General features: G+C 67.7%; 15 protein-coding genes. 11 read left to right on the top strand and 4 right to left on the bottom strand.

Annotation, left to right across the window (positions count from 1 at the left end):
• Positions 1-3: 3 nt before the first annotated feature.
• The 8 genes from ASD42_RS16870 to ASD42_RS16835 all read left to right on the top strand — a co-directional run bounded on the left by ASD42_RS16870 (position 4) and on the right by ASD42_RS16835 (position 8613).
• Complete coding sequence (locus tag ASD42_RS16870) at positions 4-1038, top strand: MlaD family protein (protein ID WP_056817770.1); 1035 nt, start codon at positions 4-6, stop codon at positions 1036-1038.
• Entirely contained in the window at positions 1035-2039 is a 1005-nt protein-coding gene (locus ASD42_RS16865; RefSeq protein WP_056817767.1) for an MlaD family protein, read from the top strand. Before ASD42_RS16870 ends, ASD42_RS16865 begins: the two co-directional genes overlap by 4 nt.
• On the top strand, positions 2027-3046 hold the full coding sequence (locus ASD42_RS16860; protein WP_056817757.1) for an MlaD family protein: 1020 nt from the start codon (positions 2027-2029) through the stop codon (positions 3044-3046). The genes ASD42_RS16865 and ASD42_RS16860 overlap by 13 nt, the downstream gene beginning before the upstream one ends.
• Positions 3046-4143: an MlaD family protein gene (locus tag ASD42_RS16855; RefSeq protein ID WP_056817858.1), complete on the top strand. Its 1098-nt coding sequence runs from the start codon at positions 3046-3048 to the stop codon at positions 4141-4143. Before ASD42_RS16860 ends, ASD42_RS16855 begins: the two co-directional genes overlap by 1 nt.
• Positions 4140-5192, top strand: coding sequence for an MlaD family protein (locus tag ASD42_RS16850; protein WP_200950472.1), 1053 nt, complete (start codon positions 4140-4142; stop codon positions 5190-5192). Before ASD42_RS16855 ends, ASD42_RS16850 begins: the two co-directional genes overlap by 4 nt.
• Complete coding sequence (locus ASD42_RS16845; protein ID WP_056817748.1) at positions 5189-6142, top strand: MlaD family protein; 954 nt, start codon at positions 5189-5191, stop codon at positions 6140-6142. Before ASD42_RS16850 ends, ASD42_RS16845 begins: the two co-directional genes overlap by 4 nt.
• Positions 6143-6270: 128 nt before the next feature.
• On the top strand, positions 6271-6903 hold the full coding sequence (locus ASD42_RS16840) for a hypothetical protein (RefSeq protein ID WP_156677497.1): 633 nt from the start codon (positions 6271-6273) through the stop codon (positions 6901-6903).
• A gap of 138 nt (positions 6904-7041) precedes the next feature.
• Positions 7042-8613 carry a Na+/H+ antiporter gene (locus ASD42_RS16835; protein ID WP_056817745.1) on the top strand — a complete coding sequence of 524 codons (1572 nt, stop codon included), beginning with the start codon at positions 7042-7044 and terminating at the stop codon, positions 8611-8613.
• Between the two features lie 137 nt (positions 8614-8750).
• Here ASD42_RS16835 and ASD42_RS16830 read toward each other — a convergent pair whose 3' ends face one another.
• The 3 genes from ASD42_RS16830 to ASD42_RS16820 all read right to left on the bottom strand — a co-directional run bounded on the left by ASD42_RS16830 (position 8751) and on the right by ASD42_RS16820 (position 11714).
• Positions 8751-9476: a VIT1/CCC1 transporter family protein gene (locus ASD42_RS16830; RefSeq protein ID WP_056817743.1), complete on the bottom strand. Its 726-nt coding sequence runs from the start codon at positions 9474-9476 to the stop codon at positions 8751-8753.
• Entirely contained in the window at positions 9410-11092 is a 1683-nt protein-coding gene (locus tag ASD42_RS16825; protein ID WP_162256212.1) for a GMC oxidoreductase, read from the bottom strand. The genes ASD42_RS16830 and ASD42_RS16825 overlap by 67 nt, the downstream gene beginning before the upstream one ends.
• 67 nt (positions 11093-11159) lie before the next feature.
• Positions 11160-11714, bottom strand: coding sequence for a YdcF family protein (locus tag ASD42_RS16820; protein ID WP_056817856.1), 555 nt, complete (start codon positions 11712-11714; stop codon positions 11160-11162).
• Between the two features lie 100 nt (positions 11715-11814).
• On the opposite strand from ASD42_RS16820, the gene ASD42_RS16815 reads away from it, so the two are divergent.
• On the top strand, positions 11815-13314 hold the full coding sequence (locus tag ASD42_RS16815; protein ID WP_056817854.1) for a flavin-containing monooxygenase: 1500 nt from the start codon (positions 11815-11817) through the stop codon (positions 13312-13314).
• An 80-nt stretch (positions 13315-13394) separates the two neighbouring features.
• Positions 13395-13799 carry a DUF7144 family membrane protein gene (locus ASD42_RS16810; RefSeq protein ID WP_056817740.1) on the top strand — a complete coding sequence of 135 codons (405 nt, stop codon included), beginning with the start codon at positions 13395-13397 and terminating at the stop codon, positions 13797-13799.
• 76 nt (positions 13800-13875) lie between these two features.
• Here ASD42_RS16810 and ASD42_RS16805 read toward each other — a convergent pair whose 3' ends face one another.
• Positions 13876-14361, bottom strand: a complete 486-nt coding sequence (locus ASD42_RS16805; protein ID WP_056817739.1) for a MarR family winged helix-turn-helix transcriptional regulator — start codon at positions 14359-14361, stop codon at positions 13876-13878.
• A gap of 65 nt (positions 14362-14426) precedes the next feature.
• On the opposite strand from ASD42_RS16805, the gene ASD42_RS34430 reads away from it, so the two are divergent.
• The gene (locus ASD42_RS34430) at positions 14427-14663 is read left to right on the top strand and encodes a hypothetical protein (protein ID WP_156677496.1); all 237 of its coding nucleotides are present in this window, start codon (positions 14427-14429) and stop codon (positions 14661-14663) included.
• Positions 14664-14952 lie beyond the last annotated feature (289 nt).

Here is a 14952-nt window from a genome sequence, read left to right as displayed (position 1 = left end):
GCTATGCCTAATTACGGAATGCCGGGCGTCGCCGCCGATCGGCGCAGCGCGCGCACGACCGGCGCGATCATCCTCGGACTGATCACGGCGGTCCTGCTCGGAACTGTCACCTACAACAACCTGCGCACCGAAGACGGCCTGCGCATCGCCCTGCACACCGAACATCTCGGTGACGGCATCAGCGCGGGCAGCCAGGTCCGCGTCGACGGCGTGACGGTCGGCGAGGTCGCCGAGGTGACCCCCGGCGCACGCGGCACCCAGCAGATCTCGCTGCTGCTGGACTCGCAGCGTCTGGTCGGCATCGACGACAGCCTCGCGATCGACTACGCCCCGACCAACCTGTTCGGCATCGCCGAGATCGAATTGCGCCGTGGCGCGGGCGGTTCGCCGCTGCGCGAGGGCGCGGTCCTCGACCTCACCGGCACCAACGGCGACCGGGTCTACGACGCCACGATGAGCGCGATCCTGCGCAGCCTCTCGCAGGTCGGCATGACCGTCACCAGTCCGCAGATGGCGACCGTCATCTCCCAGCTGGCCGCCGACTTCAAGGCCTTCACCCCGCTGGTGCAGGCCCTGATCACCGTCGCGAAGACCCTCGCCGACAACCAGGACGTGATGCCCTCGGAGCTGTTCGGCAAGCTCGGCCCCGCCTTCGACGGCGGCGGTGAGTTCGCGGGCGCCACCATGAAAGTGATCGACCAGCTCAGCGAGATCAGGGTCACCCAGGTCGACAAGGAGCGCTACGACATCGGCGTCGGGGTGATCGGCGGCAGCATCCTGCCCGCGCTGACCACCACGCTGAATACCGCGGGCGGCCACTTCGCCGAGACCACCGACATGCTCGCCCCGATGCTGCTCGCGCTGGCCCAGATGTCGCCGAATCCGCGCCGGACCGGCGCCGATCTCACCGCCCTGCTGCAGAACCTGCGCGGCGCCATGCCCGACAGCCCGAACGGTCCTGTCCTCAACCTCGACGTCGAGCTCAGCGGTGTCCCCGGCATCGCGGTGCCGCTGTTCGGAAAGGCCGGTGGGCGATGAAGATTCGCGGAACCGCGCTGCGCCTCGGCGCCTTCACCCTGGTGATGATCACCGTCCTCGGGCTCGTGTTCACCCTGATCAAGCGTCCCGTCGACGGCGACACCTTCGCCCACGACGCGCTGTTCACCGACGCCAACGGCCTCAAGGTCGGCAACGACGTGCGGATGTTCGGCGTGCAGGTGGGCAAGATCGAGAAGATCAGCCTCGAAGGCGACAAGGCCAAGGTCGCGATCACGGTCAAGACCGACACCCCGATCTACGACAACTCCAAGCTGGCCATCCGCTACCAGAACCTCACCGGCCAGCGCTATATCGACCTGCAGCAGGCGCCCAACCCGGGTAAGACCATCGCGGAGGGCGCCAGGATCGGCGCGAACATGACCGTGCCGTCCTTCGACGTGACGAGCCTGTTCAGCGGCCTCAAGCCGGTGCTCGCCACCTTGTCGCCGGAAGCGATCAACCAGTTCACCGCGAGCATGCTCGCCGTCATCGAGGGCGACGGCACGGGCCTGGGTCCCGCGTTGACCGCGATCGACCAGCTCGCGAGCTACGCCGACGACCGTCAGCAGGTGATAGGCGTCCTGATCCGCAACCTGTCCGACATGGGCGACCGGCACGGTGGTCGAGTCGGATACCTGCTGCCGCTGCTGGCCCGGCTCACCGACATCTTCGAGGCGATGCAGCGCAATATCGGCGGCGTCGCGCAGTTCGCGATGACCGCGCCCTCGGTGCTGGCCCCGGTGGACCGGTTGCTCGCCTCGCTCGGCCTGGTCGAAGGCGGCGGCGCCGATGTCGACGCGATGATCCGCGGACTCTTCCCGAATCCCCAGGAAGCTGTCGAGGTATTCGGCAAGCTTCCCGGTCTGCTGGCCACGGTAGACGCCTCGCTCTCGCGTGGTTTCGCCGACTTCACGCCGCACTGCAGCAACGGCGCCGCCGAGGTGCCCGCGCCGCTGCAGGTGCTGATCGCCGGACAGAAGGTCACCGTATGCAACCGCTGAAGAAGCTCACCGGGATGTTCGCCGGTGATCGCCCCATCCCCGATGAAGCGGGCAAACGCGCACGGGAACTTCGGATGGGGATCATCGGCCTGAGCCTGGTCGTGCTGTTCATCATCGCCGCGGGCGTGGTCTACGTGGTGCCGCTGGGCAAGCACACCTACACCGCCGAGCTCAGCGAAGCGCAGTCGGTACGTGAGGGCGACGACGTGCGTCTGGCGGGCATCTCGGTCGGCAGCGTCACCTCCCTAGAACTGAAGCCCGACAAGGTGCTCATGCAGTTCACCGTCGACAACGAGGTGTTCGTCGGCGACAAGACCTCCCTCGATGTCCGCATGCTCACCGTGGTCGGCGGCCACTACGTCGCGCTCTACCCGGCCGGTACCGCCCCGCTGGGGGACAAGGCGATTCCCTCCGATCGAATCCGCCTGCCCTACAGCCTGATCGAGACCTTCCAGGACGCCACCGCCCCGCTGGCCGCCGTCGACGGCGACACCGTGCGCAACAACCTGGCCGCCGCGAACTCCGCGATCGCGACCTCGCCGGAGGCGCTGCGCACCACGCTGGACACCGTCGGCAAGTACGTCGACATGCTCGATCGTCAGCGCAGCCAGGTGTCGAAGTCGATCGCGGTCGTCGACGAGTACATCTCCATGTACGACGGCGCCAAGTCCGATCTGGGCAGGCTGATGGACAACGTCAACCTCCTCGAAGACCTGCTGCTGAGCAAGAAAGCCGAACTGGCCGAAGCGGTTCGGCTGCTCACCTCGGTGGTGAACCGTCTGGCCGGCCTCGCGCCGACTTGGGAATCGACTCTGAAACCACAGGCGCAGGCTTTGGCCGACGCCCTGCCGCGCATGCAGGAACTCGGCGGCCAGCTCGAGCCCGTCATCGGGACCGTCGGCGCCCTGCAGACGAAGTTGTCGCAGCTGGCGACTCCCGAAGCCGGTGTGGTGGTCGACCAGTCGAGCGCCCGCGTGTGCGTACCGCTGCCCGGGAAGGCGTGCTGATGCTGAAACGACTGCTCGGATCCCAGGCGTTCATGTCGATCGCCGGTGTCGCGGTGCTCGTGGCGCTGGTGACCGGCGGCTACTTCGTCGCCTTCGATCCGCTGAAGAAGACCGAATCCTATTGCGCGCTCATGCCCGACGCGATCGGCCTCTACCCCGGCAACCACGTCACCATGCGCGGCATGGATGTGGGCGAGGTGACCGCGGTGCGCAACGAGGGCGCCAAGGTACGCGTCGAATTCGAGGTCGACGCCGAATTCGGTGTCTACTCCGATGCTTCCGCCACCACGGTCGCGTACTCGGTGGCGGCGGACCGCAATCTGGCGGTGCTCACCAGCGGCAAGACCGCGCCCCCGCTGGCGGGCGGCTGCATCACCAAAACCCTGACTCCCAAGAGCATCACCGAAACACTCACGGCGCTGGCGAGCCTGTCCGATCAGCTCTCCGGCAGCGCCGCGGGTGAGCCGAGTGCCCTGTCCGACGGCCTGTCCTCGCTCGACCGCGCGACCGAGGGCACCGGCCCGACGGTCAACGAACTCATCCACAAGCTCGGTTCGGCGATGACCAAGCCCGACGCCGACATCGGCCATCTCGCAAGCCTTTTCGACGCGTTCGCCTCGGTGTCGAACCGGGTCGCCGCCAACTGGGGTGACCTGCAGACGATGCTGGTCCGCCTGGCGCCGCTGCTCAATATGGCCTCCGACGACCTGCTCGGCCCGGCCACCTCGCTGTTCGACGGTCTCGGCGAGGTGTTGCCGATGCTCAACGACATCGCCGTCATCCTCGGTGACCCGCTGATCGGCGCGCTCGACGAGGCGGTCCCGCTGGTGAAGTTGTTGCGCGCCAACGTCGGATCGCTGAGCGAGATCGTGGCGAAGATGCCCGCGCTCGCCTCCGCCTTCCGTAGCGCCACCGATCCCGCGGGCGGCACCGCGATCACCTACGCGCCGCCGAAGGTCGCCCTCCCCGCCGGTGAGGCCGACCAGGTGTGCGGCGCGGTGAACGAGCTGATCCCGGGGCAGTGCCCAGATCCGGCGCGGGGACTGGCCGATGTGAATCTCGTGCAGGTCGTGCTGGGAATGGCAGGTGCTCGATGAACACTCGAAAGATGTTGCGGCGCAGTGTGGTCGCGCTGGTGATCGCGGGCGGACTCGCGGTCGGCGGCTGTGGTTTCGACCCCGCCGAGGTGCCGGTGCCCGGCTCGACTGTCAGCGGTTCGACCTATCGTGTGCAGATCGAGTTCAGCAGCGCGCTGAACCTGCCCGCGAAGTCGAAGGTGATCGCCAACGGCGCCGAGATCGGCATCGTCGACGGAGTGCGCGTGGTCCAGCCCGCCGACGCCCCCGCCGGTCGCGGCGGTTATGTCATCGTCGAGGCCGACATCCTCGACACCGTGCAGTTGCCGACGAAGTCCATCGCCGAACTGCGCCAGGACACCATCCTCGGCGATATCCACCTCTCGCTCACCACCCCGAAAGACGGCTTCGGCGAGCTGCTGCGCGACGGCGGCACGATCCCGATCGAACGCACGAAACCACCTGTGCAACTGGAGGACACGATGGCCACCATGGCCCTGTTCGTCCAGGGCGGGGCGATCGGTCAGCTGCAGGAGATGCTCGGCCGGATCAACTCGGTGATGCCACAGGACCCCAGGGAAACCGCGCGCATCTCCGCGGTGATGGGCGCCGACGCCGCCGACCTGGCCGCGAATCTGGACCGGGTCGACCTGCTGGTCGACGGCCTGTCCCGCAATGCGGCGATCCTGCACGACGACACCGAACAGGCGCTCACCGACATCCTCACCCCCGAGGCCGTGGCCTCGCTCACGGGCACGCAGGACTCGATCGCCGAGACCATGAAGATCTTCGACGCACTCGGCCCGGTCGGTTCCTCGCTCACCTGGCTGGCTCCGATCGCGAGCTCCGGTGACGCCGCCGCGACCGCGTTCCTCCCGCTGGCCACCGGCGGCTCGGCCGACCTGCGCTCCTCGACCAATATGGCGCTGCTGACAGCCCTGTTGCGCGACAAGATCATTCCCTTCGCCGAGCGCGGACCGAAGGTGAACGTCACCGGTGTCGAGGTGTCCGAACAAGACCAGCTGGCGCAGATCGTCACCGCGCTGCGGATGATCGGAATGGTGCGATGAAGATCGGTGCACTGGCCTCACTCGGCGGCATCGCCGCCATCACCGTGCTCGGTGCGAGCTACCTGACCTTCGGGGTGGTGCGCGTCGACCCGTTCGCCGACTACACCGCGGCCTCGATCGAGATCGCGAATTCCGGTGGCCTCAGCGTCGGTTCGCCTATCCTGCTCACCGGCATCGAGATCGGCGAGGTCACCGGCGTCGACACCTCGGCGAGCGGTCGCGTCCAGGTCGGCTTCCGGTTCGGCGCCGATCACAAGGTCCCGATGAGCAGTGTCGTCACCATCGAGCACCTGTCCTCGCTCGGTGAGCCGTACGTGCAGTTCGTGCCGCGCGACGCCAACGGTCCCTATCTCACCGACGGACAGCGCCTTTCCGGCGAGAACGTGCGCACTCCGATGTCGATCCCCGAGGTCGCGCGGCTGGTCACCAAGACCGTCGAGCAGCTCGACCCCGCGGTCGTCGGCTCCCTGGTCGACACGCTCGGCACGGCGATGGTCGGTACCGAGAACGTGGTCCCCGAACTGGCAAGGGCAGGCGACCTGCTCGCCGCGGCGCTCATGAGTCGCGCCCCGGCGATCGGCGAGCTGCAGAACAACTTCGAGTACGTCTCCGGCGACATCGGCTGGGCAGGCCCGGCCACCTCCGCCGCCGCGCCCGCCTTCATCCGGTTGAGTCAGGTGATCGATCAGTTCGTCGAATCGGTCGGCCGGGCCACCGAGGGGGATCCGCGGATGTACCTGCGCGACGGCGGTCTGGTGCCGTTGCTCGAGCAGCTCTCCGCCAAGCTGAACGAGCTCGGCCCCGAGCTCTCCGCGCTGCTGCCCGGGCTGCGCCCGCTCACCGAATCGGTCACCGCGACCGCTCCGCAGCTCGATCTGAGCGCCTTGGTCACCCAGGCGCTGCACAACACCGACGCCGACGCGGTGAAGGTGCGGGTCGCGATCAAGTAAATATCTGGCAACCATCGCATATAGGTATTTGCCCTGGCCAGTGGTTGTTCGGTCGAGCCGAGCGGCCTGCGAGCAACCGTACGGTAGCCTGCTGGACGGGGGACCTGGTCCGCGGTAAAGGCGGTGCGATGGCAGAGAGCAGCGAGGGTCCGGAGACTCGGACCGGCAGCAGTACTCGAATGATCGCGATCGCGGCGGTACTCGCCGCGATACTCGCACTGGTGGGCGCGCTCGGTCTGTTGCTGCGCGCCGACCAGAGTGACGACAACCCGTCGGTGAACCCGATGGGATCGGACGCCAACGGTCTCCCGATCGCCGGGTCCGACCGAGAAGCCGCCGATCAGGACCAGAAATTCGCGCCACCGTGGCCGGCAAGGCGAGTCGGCGGGAACTGCTCGGCCGGTGGCATCGTCGCGCACTGGCGCGTCCAGGACGACGGCCAATGGCAATGCACGGTGACCACCCCCGACGCCCTGCCCCCGACAGCGGCCCCCGCGCCGCCGCCCGGAACCGAACCCGGCCCCGGGCCCGCGCCCGTGGAGGCGCCTGCGCCGCCGCCCGCATTCGAGCCGCCGCCCCCGCCGCCGGTCTACGAGCCGCCGGTCTACGAGCCGCCGCCTCCGCCCGAGCCGCCGCCTCCGGTCTTCGAACCCGAACCCGCCCCGGCGCCGCCCCCACCACCTCCGCCGCCCCCTGTCCTGCAACTCCCGTTCCCCATTCCGCCGATCCTGCTCCCACCGGCGGCAGCCGTTCGGCCCTGATCCGCGATCACACCGTGCCGTCCAGGCGGACCGGCTCTCCGGTGCGGTAGCGCGGGTGAGTCAGGTCCGCCGTTCGACCCCCTGACCGGCGGCGGGTCGATCCCCGCGCACCGGCGATGTCGGTGAGACTGGTCAGCTATGGACCAGTTGGTGCTGACTCTGGTGATCCTGCTCGCGGCTGTCCTCGCCGAACCCCTCGCTGCGCGCATCGGTCTGGCGCCCTCGATCCTGATGACCCTGTTCGGCTGCCTGCTCGCCCTGATTCCGGCCGTGCCGAGCCTGAGCATCCCGCCCGAGTTGATCCTGCCGCTGGTCCTGCCGCCCCTGCTCTACGCCGCCGCCCGCCGCACCTCGTGGCGGCAGTTCGCGGAGAACTGGCAGATCATCGCGTTGCGCGCGGTCGGCCTCGTGATCGTCACCGCGATCGCGGTAGCTGCCGTCTTCCACGCCTGGAGTCCTGGCACCGCCGTCGCCGCGGCCGTGGTGCTCGGCGCTCTAGTCGCGCCGCCGGACCCGGTGGCAGCCACGTCGATGGCGGGCCGCCTCGGTCTGCCTCGTCGACTGATCGTCACGCTGGGTGGTGAAGGTCTGTTCAACGATGTCACCGCGATCGTCATCTATACCGTCGGTCTCCAGGTGGTCATGACCGGCCTGTTCAGTCCGTGGCACGCGCTCGCCGACTTCGCCATCGCCGCGGTGGTCGGGCTGGTCGTCGGACTGGTGCTCGGCTGGCTCGGCAGCACGCTCACCAAGCACCTCGACACCGCCACCGGCCAGGTCGCCCTGAGCCTGCTGCTGCCCTTCGCCGCCTACGGCATCGCCGAACACTGGGAGGGCTCGGCGGTCCTGGCCGTGCTGGTCTGCGCGCTGTATCTCACCGATGCCGTGACCGAGATCGGCGACCGTGACTATCGCCTGGTCGCCGACTCGTTCTGGGACATCACCGAAATGCTCATCACCGGTTTCGCCTTCGCCCTGATCGGGCTGGAACTGCGGGTGGTCATCGAAACCACCGGCCATAATTGGCCGGGGCTGGCCGGGGTCACCGTGGCGGTGATCGTGGTCGTCGTGGGATTGCGCCTTGCCTGGCTGATGGCCACCTGGGCGATCAGCGCCAAACTGCCCTACACCGACGAACCGTTCACCTGGCGCGAGGTCATCGTCACCTGGTGGGCCGGAATGCGCGGCGTCGCCACGGTGGCGCTGGCGCTGGCCGTGCCGTTCACCCTCGACACCGACGCCGACTTCCCGGCCCGCTCGGAAATCCTGTTCATCGCGTTCGCGGTCGTGCTGTTCACCCTGCTCGTCCAGGGCCCGACACTCCCGCTGGTGGTCCGCCTCACCGGCGTCCATGCCGACACCCGGCACGAACGCGCCGTCGAACAGGCCCTCTGGACCAGGGTGGTGAATGCCGAACTCGCCGAACTCAAAGCGATCGCCGCCCGCGACAATCTCCCCGAAGACGTCTACGAGGACCTCAAGGCCCTGTTGCGCAGGCTGTCCGCCAAGGCCGATCCCGAAGCGGCCGACGCCGACGCCAAGGCCGCTCTGGACAAGGAAAGAAAACTCGCCTCGCAGATGCGCGCGGTCCGCGCCGCCGTCACCGAAGCGGGCCGCCGCGAGGCCCAAGCCGCCCGCCGCGAACCCGGCATGCCCCCCGACGTCGTCGATCGGGTCACCCGCCGCCTCGACCTCGGCCCGATGCACTGAGTGCGCAGACTCGGGTAGTTCACGGATTCGTGGTCTGACCTCAGTTTTTTTGGTAGGCGCATAATGCGCGGTTCGCGGATTCGCTTGGTGTGCTGGTGCCGAGACAATTCAGCTGAATGGGGCGGTCGGTCTGGAGCTCAGCCGGCGCTCAGTGTGTCGGTGAGGGCGCCGATTCCGTAGGTGATCGCCATGGCCAGCGCCCCGCCGATGACCACGCGGAGCACCGCTCGTCCGAGGTTGCCGCCGCCGAGGCGGGCACTCACCGAGCCGGTGACCGCCAGCGCGATCACTACCGCGGCGAAGGTCACCGGGACCCGCCAGGCGGTGGGCGGCAACACGATCGCCAGCAGTGGTAGCAGCGCACCGCAGATGAACGCGACCGCCGAGGAGAACGCGGCCGCCCACGGGTTGGTGAGCGAGCGCGGGTCGATGCCGAGTTCGGCCTCGGCGTGCGCGGTGAACGCGTCGTGGGCGGTGAGTTCGGCGGCCACGACGCGCGCGGTGGCCGGGCTGAGGCCCTTCTTCTCGTAGATCCCGGCCAGTTCGGCCAGTTCGAAATCGGGCTCGTCGGCCAACTCGCGGCGTTCCTTGGCCAGCAGGGCCTTCTCCGAATCCCGCTGGGTACTCACCGACACGTATTCGCCCGCGGCCATCGAGATCGCACCCGCGACCAGTCCCGCGATACCCGCGGTGAGGATCGTCTGGGCGTTGTTCGTGGTCGCGGCCACGCCGACGACGAGCCCGGCGGTGGAGACGATGCCGTCGTTCGCGCCGAGCACCCCGGCGCGCAGCCAGTTCAACCGTGACGCGAGGCCCTCGGCATGGGGTTCGTGGGGATGGCTGGTCGTCGACGAGTCCGGCACCGGCTCAGCCTAGTCGGGAGCGGCCACCAGCCCGCGCGCAGCGTGTCGGCCAGGCGCACCGCGAGCGCGATCACCGTCAGCGTCGGATTGACGTGCCCGTTCGTCGGAAACACCGAACTACCGGCGATGTAGAGGTTGTCCACCCCGTGTACCCGGCAGTGCCGGTCCACGACGCCGTGTCGGGGATCGGCCGACATCCGGGTGGTGCCGCAGGGATGCGCCCAGTCGGTGAGCGGTAGGGGATCGGTGCTGTCGGGCCGTGCCGCCGGAACCACCTGCGGCGCCGGCAAACCGAGCCGGGCGAACTCACCGACGAGCAACGCCGTGGCCCGGCGCACCGTTCGATCCTCCTGCTCGCTCGTTCGCCAATCCACTTGCGGCAGAGGCATTCCCACCGGATCGGTCCGTGTCGAAAGCCGCACTCGACTGTCGGCGTTCGGGGTCTGCTCCACCATCGCCCGCACCTCGACGCAGGCCAGTCGATGCGGTATCCCGACATTGTCGACCAACCTGCGTCGCGCACCGTCGAGCAGAAGCCCGGTGCCGGACAGCATGATCAGCAGGTCCCGCCAGTGCGCTCGTCCGCGCAGGAACCGCTTCACCGAGTCCCACGGATCGTCGTCGGCGGCGACCTCCTGCAACCACAGCGCGCAGTTCACCAGCGACTCGCGCCGTTGCAGTGTGGACGACAACGCCATGCCGTGCAGATAGGTGTGGCGGCCTCGCGCACTTTTGACCACGTACTTTCCGAACCGGTCGAGCGCCGCCCCGGCCTCCGCGGTGCGCAGGGTCGCCACCACCCCGCAGCGGTGATCCATCAGGTACCGCCCGACCTGGTCGTACCGATTCCCGATCCCGCCGGCGACGGTGCGCCGCGAGGCCAGCAGCAGCCGTGGCGTGGCGATTCCCCCCGCTGCCAGCACGAACATCCGCGCCTCGACGGTGCGCACGCGCCCGCCCGCACCGGTCACCTCGACCGAATTCACATGCGCGCCGGTGGCATCGGTGTCGATATGGGTGACCGTCGCGTTCACCAGCACCCGAGCTGTCGGCGCGACGATGTCGCGCACGTGCGGACCCCATCGTTTGCAGTCGAACCGGTCGGCCGGGTCGCGGCTGATCTGCCAGAAGTAGGGGCGCAACGAGGCGGTGTCGAGCGCGTCGGCCGGTGCTTGCCGCCCGGCCAGGGACCAGAACTCGTTGTCGGTGAAGCCGGTGCCGTGTCCGAGCCCGGCATGCGCGGCGGCCCGTTCGGCATAGGGCCGCAGTGCGCTCGCGTCGATCGGCCAGCCGGATCGGGTGACCCAGGGCCGATGGGCGAAGTCGAGGTCGTCGAGCACGCCGCAACGTCCGGCCCAGCTGTGTGAGCTGCCGCCGAGCACCCGGTTTCCCGCGATCCGGTGTTGCTCCGCGCGTGCGGCGCCGATGCTCTCCATCGCGGCGAATGCTGGTTCGTCCGCGGTGATCTCGTGCCCGCCACTTTCCAGCACCAGCACGCGCAGTCCGGCGGCGGCGAGTTCGGTGGCCACCGTCAGTCCGGCGGGGCCCGACCCGATGACGCAGATCTGGGTGCGCAGCGCGTCGTCGCCGACGGTGCGCAGATCCTCCACAAGCATCGGCGGTCCTCTCACCAGCGCTGCCCCCGAAGTGCTGATTTCACTGTAGGAGCCGGACCACCGTGTGTCAGTCGGTCTCGCAATGCTGATTGACGAAAGCTCTGATGTACCCGGCGGATTGGCGCACATACATCCACGCCCAGAATTCCGGCCCGGAGTCCGACGGGCTGGCGACCATGGTGATCTCGCCGTCGTAGCACTTCTCGACGATGTATCTCGCGCGCGACACATGTGGTGTGAAGGTGACCACGATGATGTGGCGCCATCCGTAGATCTTTGCGCGCCGGACGATTTCGCGCGCCTCGCCGTCGGTGGTCCACGGGTCGGGCACGAAACACGAGACCCGGAAGGCGAATCGGCCGCCGCAGTACTTGTCCATCATCGGATCGTCGGGTCCGGTGGACTGCGAGATCAGTACCTCGGGGGCGAGGCCGCGCTCGGCGAGTTCGATGCCGAGGTCGAACCGTTCGTAGGCGGTGCCACCGAGCACCACGATCACGTCCGCGGGCCGTAACGGGTCGACCTGGGGGTGCACGAAGACCGGCCATCCAGCGAACGCGGCAGCCAGCACGGTGACCAGTGCGCCGACGAGCAACCATCCCGCACGCCGAAAGATCGACACGGCTCCGACGATACCGAAATCTCGAAGTGGGCCGCCGGTCCCGCTGTCGACCGGGCACACGCTCTTCTGTCGCGGTCGCATGCCAGGCACACTGGAGCCCATGACCGACACCGCCGTTGCCCCCGAACACCTCGACGTCGTCATCGTCGGCGCCGGGTTGTCCGGCATCGGGGCCGCTTACCGGCTGCAGACCGAGCACCCGCATCGCAGCTACGCCGTCCTCGAGGCGCGCGCCGACCTCGGCGGCACCTGGGACCTGTTCCGCTACCCGGGCATCCGCTCGGATTCGGACATGTTCACCCTCGGCTACCCGTTCAAGCCGTGGCGCGCGGCCCGCTCCATCGCCGACGGCTCCGCGATCCTGGACTACATCCGCGAGACCGCGCAGGAGAACGGCATCGATCGGCGCATTCGCTTCGGTTCCCGCGTGATCGGCGCGGATTGGTCATCGGCGCAGGCCCACTGGCAACTCACCATCGCCCACGAGGGCCCCGACGGCCCTGAACTGAGTACCCTGACCTGCGGTTTCCTCTACGCCTGCGCCGGCTACTACGACTACCAGCAGCCGCATGCCCCCGAGTTCCCCGGCCGCGACGACTTCGCGGGCACCGTGGTGCACCCACAGTTCTGGCCCGCCGACCTCGACACCAGCGGCAAGCGCATCGTCGTGATCGGCAGCGGCGCCACGGCCGTCACCCTGGTGCCCAACCTCGCCGTCGATGCCGCACACGTCACCATGCTGCAGCGCAGCCCCACTTGGATCAGCCCCGTCCCCGGCCGCGACAAGCATGCCGACAAGCTCCGCAAACTGCTCCCCGCCGGTCTCGCCCACCGGCTCATCCGCACCAAGAACATCCTGTTCAGCATCGGTTTCTACCAGTTCTGCCGCCGTCGCCCCGCCGCCGCGCGCAAACTGCTCACCGACCTCACCGCGCGCATCCTCAAAGACGACAGGCTCGTCGCCGAACACTTCACGCCCGACTACGACCCGTGGGACCAGCGCCTGTGTGCCGCCCCCGACGCCGATTTCTTCAAGGCGATGAAGAAGGGCAAGGCTTCGGTGGTCACCGACCACATCGACGCCTTCGTCCCGGCGGGGATCCGCCTGGTCTCGGGGGAGACGCTGCCCGCCGACATCGTGGTCACCGCCACGGGCCTGCGCCTGTTGGCGTTCGGCGGCATCGCGCCCTCGGTCGACGGCACCCCGGTGCCGCTGGCCGATCAGTTCGTCTGGCAGGGCGCCATGCTCACCGGCCTGCCCAACTTCGCCATCTGCGTCGGCTACACCAACGCGTCGTGGACCCTGCGCGCCGACCTCACCTCCCGTCTGGTCTGCAAAGTCCTCACCCACCTGGACCGCACCGGGAGCGCCGCGGTCGTCCCCGAGCCCAGGGGCTCGCTCGCCGAGCGCCCGCTACTGGATCTGAACGCCGGCTACGTCCTGCGCTCGATCGCCGCCTTCCCACGTCAGGGCGACCGTCATCCATGGCGGGTCAGGCAGAACTACCTGCTCGACGCGCTGATCACCCTGCGCACCGACCTCGGCAAGACCCTGCGACCGGTGTCGCGTCGGGTAGGGGAGTTCACCCGCAACGGGTGAGGCGCTCGACTCGCTGGGTTTCCTACCGTTGTCGTGTGCCGTGGTGGCACGTGGCGTTGACCTCATGGGAAGGCCCAGCGATGACAGACACGAATCAGCACCAGCTGCGCGACGGAATTGCAGCAGGAACCTCCATCGGCGCTGGCATCCTGCTGGCCGTGGTCGGTGTTCTGCAGATCCTCCAGGGAATCTCCGCGGTCGCCAAGGACGACCTCATCGTCGTAGGACCGGAGTACCTCTATCAGTTCGACATCACCGGCTGGGGCTGGTGGCACATCGTTCTCGGCGCTATCGCGGTGATCGTCGCGATCGGCCTGCTGGCCGGTCAGACGTGGGGCCGGGTAGCGGCGATGGTGATCGCGGCATTGTCGATCATCGCCAACTTCCTGTGGCTGCCCTACTACCCGTGGTGGTCGATCCTGATCATCGCCGTCGACATCGTGGTGATCTGGGCGGTGGCCACCTGGCGACCGAACAGGGTCTGAGCTGTCCTGATCCATTCGACAGCGCCGCCCCGGTCACCGGGGCGGCGCTTGTTCGTCGTTGCGGTCGTCGGATCGTTCAGTCGTCGAGTGCCGAATACTCCGTTTCGACGGCACCGAGCGTGCGGACGATATGCAGCGAGAGCCGCTCGCCCAAGACCGCGAGCTCGGCCTTCTGCGGATCGTCGAGTCCGTCGAGTACCAGCTTGCGCACCGCGAGGAGATAGTCGGGCGTCGCCTCCAGCACCTTGGCCTGCCCGCTCGCTGTGAGTACCGCGTCGATCCCGCGGCCAGATTCCGCGGCCTCACGCCGTACCCACCCCACCCCTTCCAGCTTCGAAACCACGTGGGAGAGCCGGGAGATGGACCCGTGCCCGCGCGCCGCGAGCATGCTCAACCGCATCCGGCGTCGCGGCGCGTCGTGGAGCAGGGCCATGACCCGGTACTCGAAATGGGTCACCCCGAACTCTCGCTGTAGTCGTGAGTCGAGTGCGCTCGGTACGCGCATCGAGAGGGTGATCACCGCGCTCCATACGCGACGCTCGACCGGGTCGAGATACTCCATCACCTCGGCCTGCCTTCCACCCGCCTGATAGCTACAAAATTGCTGAATGTCGGCAAACTGTATAGGTGGCACTGCATGCTGTCTATGGTTGTCGCGCCATATTGCCTGGTGAGCCGCATTTTGTTGATCAAGAACACACTGGACGAGTGATCAGTTGCCGTTCGATCGCCGCTTGTTCACCGTCGTCGCTCGTGATGTTCACCGGCGAGCGCCGGCCTGCAACCCTGGGTAGAATGATGGTCGTGACCTGGGGAAATGCTGGATTTTCCAGGCGATTTGACTTCGTGTTTGTCGGCACGTAACTTTATTCCAGTCAGAGCGACACGGACACCGACTCAGCCACTGGCTGGGACACGAGGTAGGACGTTGAGCGCCTGACTGATCATGTGTTCAGGGTTACGTCAACCGGATTTGCTTCCGGTGATTGCCTTGAGCTAAGTTTGAACCCTTGCCTCACTGAAACCCCGACGACATGTTGTTGGTAGAAGTGTGTGCGTGTGTTCTTTGAGAACTCAATAGTGTGTCGATGAATGTCAGTGCCAATAATTATTATTGGTTCCAATCTTTCATGTACCCCCCGGTCGTGGGAGG

Origin of the sequence: Nocardia sp. Root136, assembly GCF_001427185.1 — a bacterium.
GTDB lineage: Bacteria > Actinomycetota > Actinomycetes > Mycobacteriales > Mycobacteriaceae > Nocardia > Nocardia salmonicida.
The sequence above is the reverse complement of the archived record's forward strand: the minus strand, read 5'-3'. Positions and strand labels throughout refer to the sequence as shown.